An 11190-nucleotide genomic window follows, 5' to 3' on the forward strand; every position below is an offset into this window, starting at 1 on the left:
CCGGCGCAGCTTGCGGGGCGTGACCGCCGCGGCCGGCACGCCGCAGGCCTCGCCGCGCCGTGTCTTGACCTCGACGAAGGCCAGATCCGGACCGCGCCGCACCACCAGATCCAGTTCTCCCTCCCGGACCCGGAAACGCGTCGCCAGGACGCCGTAGCCCTCGTACTCGTAATAGAGGCGGGCCAGGCTCTCGCCGAGCCTGCCCAGGATCTGCTTGTCGCGTGACATCGCCGGACTCCGCTTTCCGGGAGGAAGGCTGCGGATCGGCAGCAAGAGTCCTACCAGAGGCTCGATTGACGCAATCCGGCCACGGGACGGAAAGAGAAACGGTGGACGCTGGCGGGCCCGCATTCGGCCAGGGAGGCCAGATGGCCCGGACTGCCGTATCCCTTGTGGGCGGAGAAACCGTAGGCGGGAAAACGTGCGTCAAGTTCCACCATGATGCGGTCGCGCACGACCTTGGCGACGATCGAGGCCGCAGCGATCGCGGCGCTACGCCCGTCCCCCTTCACGATGCAGGCGCAGGGGCAGTCGAGCGGTGGCGCGTGGTTCCCATCGACCAGCACGAGGTCCGGGCTCGCGCCCAGCAGCCCCACGGCGCCCGACATGGCCTTCAGGCTGGCGCGCAGGATGTCGGTGCGGTCGATCTCGCGGGGCCAGACGGCGAAGGCGCCCCACGCGAGGGCGCCCTCCAGGATCGAGGCGTAGAGGCAGTCGCGCTTGGCGGCCGAAAGCCGCTTAGAGTCGTCGAGGCCTTCGGGGCACCAGCCTGGGGGCAGGATGGTCGCTCCGGAGACCACGGGGCCCGCCAGGCAGCCGCGGCCCGCCTCGTCGACGCCGGCGATACGCAAGCGGCCTCCGCCGGAGTACGCGCTGTCGAAGCCGGCGAGACTGTCGTCCCGGCGACTCACTTGCGGCCGAACTGCTTCTCGCGGATACGGGCCTTGCGACCGGTCAGGCCGCGCAGGTAGTAGAGCTTGGCGCGACGCACGCGGCCGCGGCGAACCACGTCGATACCGGTCAGGTTCGGGCTCTGCACGGGGATGACCCTCTCGACGGCGATGCCGCTGGAGATCTTGCGCACCGTGATGGACGCCTCGTTGGCCGTGCCCTGGCGCGCGATGACCACGCCCTCGTAATTCTGGACGCGGGTCTTGCCGGCCTCGCTGATGCGCATCTTGCACCGGATCGTGTCTCCGATATTGAATTCGGGCAGGTCGTCGCGCAGGTTTTCCTGCCTGATAGAATCGATGATGTTGCTCATCGTCGCCTCCTGAGCTTTCCGCGCCGGCGCCGGGCCGGCATTCGCATGGTTCATCGCTCCGACTCGCCGCCGTCGGCCGTCGGTCCGTTCTCGTCGTCAATCAGGTCCGGCCGCCTCGCGCGGGTCCGATCCCTGGCCTCGGCCTCGCGCCATGCGGCGATCTTCGCATGATGCCCGGACAGGAGTATGTCAGGCACCGCATGCCCCCTGAACTCCGCCGGGCGCGTGTACCAGCAGCCATCGAGCCCGCCGGCCTGCGCCGTGGTGAAGCTGTCCGCGTCCGCCGAATCGCTGTTGCCCAGGACGCCCGGCAGGCGCCTGACCAGCGCATCGATCAGCACCAGCGCGGGAAGTTCCCCGCCGGTGAGCACGTAATCCCCGATGGAGACCTCCCGCGGACGCAGGATGTCCGCGACCCTCTGGTCGACGCCCTTGTAATGCCCGCAGATCAGGATCAGCTCGCCGGCTGCGCGCGCCGCCACCAGCAGCTCCAGCACCAAGGCCTCGTCCAGGGTCTCGCCCTGGGGGGTCATCAGCACCAGCGGCGCCGCTTCGTCCTCCCGCACGGCCTCTACGGTCTCGATCACCGGCGGCGCCATCATGATCATGCCGGGACCGCCGCCGTACGGGTAATCGTCGACCGTCCCGTGACGATCGACCGCATGGTCGCGGATGTCGGCCACCGTGTAGGTGACCTGTCCCTGCGCGGCGGCGCGCCCGAGAATGCTGGCGCCGAGCACCGACCGGACCATGTCCGGGAACAGGGTCAGTACCTTAATCGCCAGCGACATCCAGCAGCCCTTCCGGAGGATCGATCACCAGCGGGCCGGTCATCCCCTCGTCGGGAAGGAGGATCTGCGCCACCGCGGGTATCAACGTCTCGCCGCCGACTCCCGGCACGACCAGCGTGAACTGGGGACCGTGCCGACGCACCTCGTCCACCTTGCCGACGCTCTCTCCCGCCAGCGTCACGACCTCGCGGCCGAGATAGCGGAACGGCAGGCCACCGGGTGGTTTGGGAAAGTCCGTCTCGATATAGCGGCTCCGGAGGAAGCCCACCGAGCGGCCGATCGTCCCTTCCGCGGCGTCGCGGTCGGTCAAGCCCGCCGCGCTGACGACCAGGCAGTTGCCGCTGGTACGCCTGCCCCGGATCTCGAGCGCCGCGCCGTCGTCCCAGACCAGGTACGGGGACCCGAGCAGCGGCTCGTACCAGTCCAGGAGCGGATATACCTTGAACTCGCCCCGCAGCCCCACCGCCTTCACGACTTCCGCGATGGGTACGAACTCCCCTTGAAGCCGGTCACCCACGGCGGCTACTGGTTCTCTTCGGCGATCTCGAACCCGTAGTAACGGTTTCGCTTGGCACCGACGGCCTGCAACAGCGCACGGACCGCACGCGCAGTCTGTCCACCCTTGCCGATCACCTGGCCGAGATCGTCGGCGTGAACGCTCAGCCGGTAGACCTCCTCCCCGTCCCGCTCCAGCTTCTGGATCTGCACGGCCTCGGGGTGGTCCACCAGGTTGACGACGATGTACGAGATCAATTCGAGGACATCACTCATGGCGATCAGCCCTCGTCCTGGGTCGCATCCGCGTCGGCAGCCTCGGCTGTCGTCCCGTCCCGGGACGGCTCGGCTTCCGATTCGCCGGCGGCTGTCTTGGCGGCTTCAGCCGCAGCCGCGGCTTCGGTTGCCTTGCGCTCGTCCTCCTCCGCAGCCTTCTTGACGGCTTCGGTCTCCTTGGCGACGCGCGCGGCATCGGCCCTGGCCAGGGTCCTGTCAGCTTCGCGACTGGCGAAGTCCGCCCGCCAGAACGCCACCTTGGCGGCGACCTCCGTGGCGTCGAGGCCCTGTCGCTCCAGTTCCCAGCGGTAGAGGATGCCCTCGCGTTGAACGAGCGTACGGGCCGTCTCGGACATGGTCGCGCCCTTGCGCAACCAGGCCAGGATCTCCTCCTCCTGCAACTTGGCCTCGTAGGGCTCCGCGAAGGGATCGTAGTAGCCCAGGTTGGCCAGGTAGGCGCCGTCGCGCCTGTTGCGGCTGTCCGTGACGATGAGCCTGTAGAACGGCCGCTTCTTGCGTCCCATCCTCGTCAATCTGATGGTGGTCGACACGCGATACCTCCGGGTTTGTGTCGTTTGCCCACGGTCCTGGCGGACGGCCGACGCGACCGTCTCATGAAACCGCGAAATATGGTCTCCCGGGACGGGACTGACAAACCGGTCAGTGCTTGCCCAGAACCTTCTGACTGAACTGCTCCAGGCCGCCGGAGGCGTTGATCTGACGCATCATGCGGCGCATGTCGCGATACTGCTTGAGCAGCTTGTTCACCTGGGAGACGTTGGTCCCGCTACCTCGGGCGATGCGTTTGCGCCGGGAACCGTTGATGATCTCCGGGCGCCTGCGCTCGACGACGGTCATCGAGTTGATCATGGCCTCGACGCGCTTCATCTGGTTCTCGTCCACGTTGGCCTTGTCGAGCAGTTTGCCGTCCATGCCGGGTAGCATGCGCATGACGCCCTTCAGGGGTCCCATGCGCTTTACCTGTCGGATCTGCTTCTGAAAATCCTCCAGGGTGAACTCGTTGTTCATGAAGCGGCCGGCCATGGCCTCCGCTTCGTCGGTGTCCATGTTCTCCTCGGCCCTCTCGATGAGGGTCAGGATGTCGCCCATGCCGAGGATGCGGCCGGCCATGCGATCCGGATGGAAGATCTCCAGGTCGCCCAACTTCTCGCCCGTGGACACCATCTTGATGGGACGGCCGGTAATCTCGCGCACGGACAGGGCCGCGCCCCCCCGGGCGTCGCCGTCCATCTTGGTCATCACGGCGCCGTCGAAGCCCACGCGGGCGACGAATTCCTGGGCCACGGTCACCGACTCCTGACCGATCATGGCGTCCAGCACGAGCAGTTTCTCGTCCATGGGCACCGTCTTGTCGATGTCGGCGAGCTCGTTCATCAACGTGTCGTCGATATGGAGCCGGCCGGCCGTGTCGACGATCAGGACGTCGCACTTGTTGTCCTTGGCCCGCCGCAGCCCGAGCTTGACGATCTGGACTGCGTTCTTGCGTGTCCGGTCGCTGTGCACCGGCACCCCCACCGTCTCGGCCAGGGCGTGCAACTGATCGATGGCGGCGGGGCGATAGATGTCGGCCGCCACCAGCATGGGCGCGCGGCCATCCTTCTTCAGCCGCTGCGCCAGCTTGGCGCAGAAGGTCGTCTTGCCGCTGCCCTGCAGCCCCATGACCATGACCGTGGCCACTGGCGAGCGGGACAGGTTCAATTCCACGGTCTCGCCGCCGAGCAGTGCGACCATCTCGTCCCGCACGAGCTTGACGACCTGCTGGTCGGGCGTGAGGCTGTCCCAGACCCGCTGTCCGGCGGCGGATTCCCCGACCCTCGCCACGAACGCCTTGGCGACCTGGTAGTTGACGTCGGCCTCGAGCAGGGCCAGGCGCACCTCGCGGAGCACATCCTTGACGTTCTGCTCGGTCAGGCGCTCGGGCCCCGAGAGTTTTCTCAGGGCGCCGCCCAACCTGCTCGTCAACTCCTGGAACACCCGCTCGTCCTCTCGGCCTGGTCCTCTAACCACCCGTTTCACAAGTCATTGTGACCGACACACACAAAAACAACGGGCGGTCGCACAGTAACGCCCGGCCCATCTGGCAATCGGACAGGATAGCCCATGAAATGGCTTCGAGCAAGGGATTTATGATGTTCAGCCCGTCCCGCGCAGGCGCGAGATGGCGCCCGCCCTGTCCGGCGCCGCGAAGAGATGCGAACCCGACACCAGGATGTCGGCGCCAGCGTCCCGGCACCCGGGAGCGGTCTCGTCGTTCACGCCGCCGTCCACGGAGATGGCGAAATCCAACCGCGATGCGTCCCGCCAGGCCACCAGACGACGCATCTTGTCGAGCGCGGCGACGTCGAAGCTCTGCCCCCCGAAGCCGGGCGGCACGGACATGACAAGTACCAGATCCACCGTTCCGAGGTAGGGCTGCACGGACTCGATCGGCATGTCCGGGTTGAGTGAGAGGCCGCGTCGCAGACCCAGCTCACCGATGGCCGCGAGGGTCTCCGCCACGTCGCACGCCGACTCGACATGGATCGTCAGCGCGTCCGCGCCGGCCTCGGCGAAGGCCGATATGTACCTGTCGGGGCGGGTCATCATCAGGTGCGTGTCCAGCAGGAGCTCCGTGCAGCGCCGGATGGCCGCGACGATGAAGGGGCCGAAGGTGAGATTCGGGACGAAGTGCCCGTCCATCACATCAAGATGGAACAGGTCCGCGCCTGCCGTGGTCATGTCGCCGATCTCGGTCGCGAGTCGCGTGAAGTCTGCCGACAACAGGGACGGCGACACCGCCACCTCACCTTGTCGAGGCCACCAGCTCAATGGTCTCTCCCTTGATGATGCGTGTCCCTGGCACCGGATTCTGCGCGAGCACCGTGCCGTGCGGAACGTCCCGGTCGCGTTCGAAGCGGACCGGCGCGATGACGCAGCCCGCGCCTTCGATCGCTTGTTGCGCCGCGTAGAGCGCCTGTCCGCGCAGGTCCGGCATGAGATAGGCTGGCGTCGGCGGCGGCTCGGCGATCACCAGGTCCACCTCCCCTCCCTTGCGCGTACGGGTGCCGACGGGCGGGAAGTTCATGGCGACGGTGGCTGCCACCCAGCCGTCGCGTTTCATGTGCAGGATCCGCCCGACGCGGTAGGATTCCCGCTGGAGCGTGTTCTCGGCCTGCTGCCGTGACAGGCCCGACAGCTGGGGCACCTGCCCCGCCGGCGGTCCGGCGCTGACGACCAGGGCGACGCTGCGGCCCTCGCGCACCGTGTGGCCGCTCTCGGGAAGCTGGCTGATCACGATGCCGGCCGAGAGAGTGGGATGCGTCTCCTCACGCACGATCTCGACCGCAAGACCCGCCTGCGCGGCCGCCCGGCCGGCGTCGGCCGTCGCGCGTCCGGTCAGATCCGGCACGCGCACCTCCGCGTTGTTATGCACGAGACGGGGCACGAGCAGGGCGTTGGACAGCACCAGGCCGACGGCGAAGACCGCCGCCAAGGAGACCAGCAGCAGGATGAATTGCCATACCTTCATGCTCGATCCTCCCGTCGCCGCAGCCTGGCGGCTAAGAAGCCGTCCGCACCGTCGCGATGCGGCAGCCACGTCCGTCGCCACGCGGTATCCGCCGCGCCGTCGGCGGGCGCCGGCACCAGGTCAGGATATTCCCCGCGCAGTTTATCCACAACCCCTTCGTTCTCTTCCGGTTCCAGGGAACAGGTCGCATATAGCAGCTGTCCCCCGGGACGGGTGACCCGAAAGGCTTCACGCGCCAGTTCGTACAGACGCGACGCGCTCCGCGCCAAGAGGTCCGGCCCGACGCGCCACCGCCCTTCGGGATGCCGGCGGATGACACCCGTGCCGCTGCAGGGACCGTCCAGCAGGACGGTGTTGAAGGTACGATCGGCGAAGGGAGCGAGCCGGCCATCGGCCGAGACCAGGAGGTCCGGGCCGATTCCGGTCCTGGTCGCCGCATCGGCCACCAGGGTTAACCGCGCGCGGTCCAGGTCCATGGCGATCAGGATCGCGCCGTCGCCCAACGCGGTCCGCAGACGCAGTGTCTTGCCCCCCGGGGCCGCGCAGGCGTCGAGGGCCGGCCCACGGATGCCAGCGCACAGATATCCCGTCGCGGCCTGGACCGCTTCGTCCTGGACGATGAGCGACGGCTCCCGCGCCAGGATCGCCCGGAGATCGGCCCGAGAGGGATGGTCCTCCAGAACGAGCGTGCGGTCGGTGAGACCCCCGGTCCGTACCTGGAGGCCGGACGCCGTGAGCCGCGCCGCGACCGCCGTGGTTGTCGCCGGCGGCAGCACGTGACAGGCGAGCGGGGGTCGGCGGTTGTTGCACGCGCAGAGACGCTCGGTCCCGTCGGGACCGTACCTGTCTAGCCAGCGCTCGATCAGCCAGGACGGGTGGGAATGCCAGGCTGCCAGATGCGCGACCGGATCAAGGTTGCGATCCGGGAACAGCGCCCGCAACGAATCGGTGTTCCCGCCGGCCTGCGCCAGTTCCCGGGCCACCGCGTGCAGGAGCCCGTTCACGTAGGGGGCGGTCTTGGCGCCGCCGACCTCGCGCGCCAGCCGCACGCTCTGGTCGACGGCCGCGTAGACGGGAACCCTGTCGCAGGCCAGCAACTGATGCAGCCCGAGGCGCAGGACGATACGGATCGCGCGCCGCACGACGTTCACGCGCCGCGAAAAGCGTCCGATCAGGTGGTCGTAGCGTCCCTGCCACTGGAGCGTGCCGCGGACCAGTTCGGCCAGGAAGCGTCGGTCCCTGTCGTCGCCCATGGCATCCATGGCCTCCGCCAGCACTTCGTCCAGCGTGCCGCCTTCGGCCACGGCGATCAGGCTTTCCAAGGCCCGGCGACGGATGGGATCGGCGCTCATGAGCACAGACGGACGCCGGGTTCTACGGGGCATCCCCGCAGGAATTCCGCGGTCGCCATGGGCACGCGGCCGGGATTCTGCAAGCTGGTCACCAGAAGGACGCCTTCGCCGCAGGCAACGCGCAGGCCGTCGTCGTCGGCCGCGACAACGGTACCGGGTTCGGCCGCGAGCGTGCCCATGGCGTAGGGGCGCGCGGACGTGATCTTGACGAGCCGCTCGCCCAGGAAGGTGGTGGCGCCGGGCCAGGGCTGCAATCCGCGTATCTGGTTGTGCACCACCGTGACGGGTCGTTCCCAGCGTATCGGCGAGAGAGAACGGTTCAGCTTGGGCGCATAGACCGCCCCGGTCTCGTTCTGGGGCTGGTGTTCCAGGGAGCCGGACGACAGGCCGCGGAGCGTGGTCACCATCAAGTCCGCACCCAGTCCGGCGAGTCGCGCCATGAGTTCCCCCGCCGTCTCGTCGGGATCGATGCCCACCGCGCGCTGTGCCAGCACGGGCCCCGTGTCGACGCCGGCCTCCATCTGCATCACGCTGACGCCGGTCCACTGGTCGCCGTGCATGATGGCGTAATGCACCGGGGATACGCCGCGCCAGCGCGGCAACAACGAAGCGTGCAGGTTCAGGCAACCCAGCCGCGGGCCTTCCAGCAGCGGCCGGCGCAGGATGTGGCCGAAGGCGACGACGACGATGGCATCCGGTTCGAGGGAGAGGACCCGTGCTGTCACGAGTTCGTTGTCCCCGGCTCCCCAGTCCAGCACGTCCAGTCCATGCCTGCGCGAGGCCTTCTTGAGTGCGGTCTCCTCGAAATTGCGTCCGCGCCCGGCGCGGCGATCCGGCTGGGTCACGATCAGCGGCAGGTCGAAGCGCGCCTCGACCAGGGCGTCCAGGCTCGGCACGGCGAAATCGGGGGAGCCCATCAGCACGACTCGCATTTCAACCCTTCCTCCCCGCTGTCAGACGGTGCCAGGCCATGTGCAGGGACACGCCCAGGCGCGTCCAGCCGCCAAGATGGTCTACGAGCAGCACGCCGTCCAGATGATCCAGTTCGTGCTGCAGGATCCTGGACAGCATCCCACCGGTGCGGATCTGTTTCGGATCGCCGCGGAGATCGCGGTAGCGAACGGTCACCACGCCCGGTCGTACCACGGCCCGATAGATGCCGGGAAAAGACAGGCAACCCTCGTCGAACGTCTCTGTCCTGGCTGAAACACTCGAGAGCTCAGGGTCGAGCAGCACTAGGGGACCGCCCGGGCGCCGGTCCGGCGGCCAGGCCATGATCAGGCGCAGGGGCTCGCCCAGCTGGGGAGCCGCGAGGCCGACGCCGTCGTGCTGGTGCATGATCCGCCGCATCTGACCGATCAGCTCGTCCAGGCCGGTTTCACGGGGCTCAACGGGCCGACAGGGGATGCGCAGCCGCGAATCACCGTAAAGGAGCAACCTGCGTTGCCGGGACGCCCTCGCTTGCATCGTCTACTGCTCGATGACTCCGGAAACCGCGCTGCGCGAGATCTCGACCTTCACGCCGTCGGCGATGGTGCAGACCAGCCGGTCTTCCTTGACATTGAGCACGGTGGCGAAGAGACCGCCGTTGGTGACGATGCGGTCGCCCTTCTTGAGGTTGCCCAGCATCTGCTTGTGCTTCTTCTGGCGCTGGGCGTTGGGTCGCCAGATCAACAGGTAGAAGACCAGCACCATCATGCCGATGAACAGGAAGTTCATCATCATGGCGCCCTGTCCCGAACCGGCCTGGCCCTCTCCGGGCGCGGGGCTCATGGCGAGGAAAGTCAGACAATCCGTGATCATGCTCGGCTCCTTCTCGTTTCATTGCCGGGCCATATCATGGCACATGCGATCGTTGCGGGCAAACACGGGTTGCGTCAACGACCACCCGGAGCGGCGTCGCGCGCGGCCGCGATGCGGCGTTGCTCACCTTCCCGCCATCTGGCCAGGAAGGCGTCCGCGAACGCGGCCAGGGTACCGGCGGCGATCGCCTCCCGCAGATCCCGCATGAGATCCTGGTAGACGTGGAGGTTGTGCAGGGTGGCCAGGATCGGACCCAGCATCTCGTTGGCGGCGAAGAGATGGCGGATGTAGCCCCGGCTGTGCCGCCTGCAGACCGGACAGGCGCAATCGGGGTCGAGAGGCCGGTCGTCGTCGGCGTAGGCGCTGTTGCGGACGACAAGCCGGCCGTCGCGGGTGATCGCCGTGCCGTTGCGGGCCATACGCGTCGGCAGGACGCAATCGAACATGTCCACACCCATCATCACGCTCTCGACGATGTCGTCCGGAAAGCCGACGCCCATCAGGTAGCGCGGCTTCTCCGCGGGCAGCAGGGCCGCGGTGTAGGCTGTCATCTCCCTCATCACGGTCACGGGCTCCCCGACCGAGAGGCCGCCGATGGCATAGCCGGGCAGATCCAGGGATGCGACCTGCTCGACCGAACGCGTCCGTTCGGCGGGGAACACGCTGCCCTGCACGATGCCGAAGAGGACCCTCTCCGCGCGGGCCTCCCGGTTGCGGCCGCCTGCGCCGAAGGCGTCGCGGCAGCGCACAAGCCAGCGCGACGTACGGTCGACCGCCTCGGCCACCGCGGACGCCGCAGCGCCGTAGGGCAGGCAGTGGTCGAAGGCCATGACGATGTCCGCGCCGAGCGCCAGCTGGATCTCCATCGAGAACTCCGGCGTGAAGCGATGCCGGCTGCCGTCAAGGTGCGAGCGGAACGAGACCCCGTCCTCGTCGACCCGGTTGAGGTCGCCGAGGGAGAACACCTGATAGCCGGCGCTGTCGGTCAGCAGCGCGCCGTCCCAGCCCTGGAAGCGATGCAGCCCTCCCCGCGCCGAGATGCGCCCGTGCCCGGGGCGCAGGTAGAGATGGTAGGTATTGCCCAGGATCAGCCGCGCGCCTGTAGCCCAGACCTGTTCGAAGGTCGCGGCCTTGACCGCGCCGGCCGTGCCGACGGGCATGAAGACGGGCGTCGGCACCTCGCCGTGGGGTGTCGTGAGCGAGCCCAGACGAGCCGCGCCGCCGATGTCGGTACGCTGCACGGTGAAGGAGAATTCGCCGGCGGCTTCACTCATCCCGCCTCGCCTCCCCGGGGACTCCCCCCGCGGTCATCACCAGCATGGCATCCCCGTAACTGTAGAAGCGGTAGCCCGCCTCGATCGCATGCCCGTAGACCTCCCGCCACACGTCGACGCCCGCGTACGCCGCGATCAGCATGAGCAGGGACGAGCCCGGCAGGTGGAAGTTCGTGATCAGGCCGTCGGCCACGGCGATCTCGTCCGGGGGCATGACGAACAGCCGTGTCAGCCCGGTCACGCACCAGCCTGCCGCCTCGCGTCGTGCAGTGCCAGCGAACACCGGCCTCTGCGTCGCATCGTCGGGCCACTCGGCGCGCGCGTCCGCCCGATCGGCCAGGCGCAGGCGGGCCACTGTCTCGAGCACACGCAGGGCGGTCGTACCGACCGCAATCACGCGGCCGCC

General features: G+C 68.2%; 16 protein-coding genes. All 16 read right to left on the bottom strand.

Going from position 1 to position 11190, the window contains the following annotated elements:
• Positions 1-228: YraN family protein (locus KJ554_14070; GenBank protein MBU0743455.1), on the bottom strand; the 228-nt coding region annotated here is incomplete at its 3' end.
• Between the two features lie 50 nt (positions 229-278).
• Positions 279-851 carry a ribonuclease HII gene (locus tag KJ554_14075; protein ID MBU0743456.1) on the bottom strand — a complete coding sequence of 191 codons (573 nt, stop codon included), beginning with the start codon at positions 849-851 and terminating at the stop codon, positions 279-281.
• A gap of 56 nt (positions 852-907) precedes the next feature.
• Positions 908-1264: a 50S ribosomal protein L19 gene (gene rplS, locus KJ554_14080; protein MBU0743457.1), complete on the bottom strand. Its 357-nt coding sequence runs from the start codon at positions 1262-1264 to the stop codon at positions 908-910.
• A 50-nt stretch (positions 1265-1314) separates the two neighbouring features.
• Positions 1315-2049, bottom strand: coding sequence for a tRNA (guanosine(37)-N1)-methyltransferase TrmD (gene trmD / locus KJ554_14085; GenBank protein MBU0743458.1), 735 nt, complete (start codon positions 2047-2049; stop codon positions 1315-1317).
• Positions 2039-2572, bottom strand: coding sequence for a hypothetical protein (locus KJ554_14090; protein MBU0743459.1), 534 nt, complete (start codon positions 2570-2572; stop codon positions 2039-2041). The genes trmD and KJ554_14090 overlap by 11 nt, the downstream gene beginning before the upstream one ends.
• 5 nt (positions 2573-2577) lie before the next feature.
• Positions 2578-2826, bottom strand: coding sequence for a KH domain-containing protein (locus tag KJ554_14095; GenBank protein MBU0743460.1), 249 nt, complete (start codon positions 2824-2826; stop codon positions 2578-2580).
• A 5-nt stretch (positions 2827-2831) separates the two neighbouring features.
• Positions 2832-3377 carry a 30S ribosomal protein S16 gene (gene rpsP, locus KJ554_14100; protein ID MBU0743461.1) on the bottom strand — a complete coding sequence of 182 codons (546 nt, stop codon included), beginning with the start codon at positions 3375-3377 and terminating at the stop codon, positions 2832-2834.
• Positions 3378-3486: 109 nt separating this feature from the next.
• Positions 3487-4821, bottom strand: coding sequence for a signal recognition particle protein (gene ffh / locus KJ554_14105; protein ID MBU0743462.1), 1335 nt, complete (start codon positions 4819-4821; stop codon positions 3487-3489).
• A gap of 159 nt (positions 4822-4980) precedes the next feature.
• Complete coding sequence (gene rpe / locus KJ554_14110) at positions 4981-5628, bottom strand: ribulose-phosphate 3-epimerase (GenBank protein ID MBU0743463.1); 648 nt, start codon at positions 5626-5628, stop codon at positions 4981-4983.
• A 1-nt stretch (position 5629) separates the two neighbouring features.
• Positions 5630-6355, bottom strand: coding sequence for a PASTA domain-containing protein (locus tag KJ554_14115; protein MBU0743464.1), 726 nt, complete (start codon positions 6353-6355; stop codon positions 5630-5632).
• Positions 6352-7740 (bottom strand): hypothetical protein, encoded by a 1389-nt coding sequence (locus KJ554_14120; protein MBU0743465.1) that lies wholly within the window; start codon positions 7738-7740, stop codon positions 6352-6354. Before KJ554_14120 ends, KJ554_14115 begins: the two co-directional genes overlap by 4 nt.
• Positions 7704-8639 carry a methionyl-tRNA formyltransferase gene (gene fmt, locus KJ554_14125; GenBank protein ID MBU0743466.1) on the bottom strand — a complete coding sequence of 312 codons (936 nt, stop codon included), beginning with the start codon at positions 8637-8639 and terminating at the stop codon, positions 7704-7706. The genes KJ554_14120 and fmt overlap by 37 nt, the downstream gene beginning before the upstream one ends.
• A gap of 1 nt (position 8640) precedes the next feature.
• Positions 8641-9174 carry a peptide deformylase gene (gene def / locus KJ554_14130; GenBank protein ID MBU0743467.1) on the bottom strand — a complete coding sequence of 178 codons (534 nt, stop codon included), beginning with the start codon at positions 9172-9174 and terminating at the stop codon, positions 8641-8643.
• 3 nt (positions 9175-9177) lie between these two features.
• Positions 9178-9510, bottom strand: coding sequence for a preprotein translocase subunit YajC (gene yajC / locus KJ554_14135; protein ID MBU0743468.1), 333 nt, complete (start codon positions 9508-9510; stop codon positions 9178-9180).
• A gap of 74 nt (positions 9511-9584) precedes the next feature.
• Complete coding sequence (gene tgt / locus KJ554_14140) at positions 9585-10784, bottom strand: tRNA guanosine(34) transglycosylase Tgt (GenBank protein ID MBU0743469.1); 1200 nt, start codon at positions 10782-10784, stop codon at positions 9585-9587.
• Positions 10777-11190: S-adenosylmethionine:tRNA ribosyltransferase-isomerase (locus KJ554_14145; protein ID MBU0743470.1), on the bottom strand; the 414-nt coding region annotated here is incomplete at its 5' end. The genes tgt and KJ554_14145, both read right to left, overlap by 8 nt.

This window comes from bacterium (assembly GCA_018814885.1).
GTDB lineage: Bacteria > Krumholzibacteriota > Krumholzibacteriia > LZORAL124-64-63 > LZORAL124-64-63 > JAHIYU01.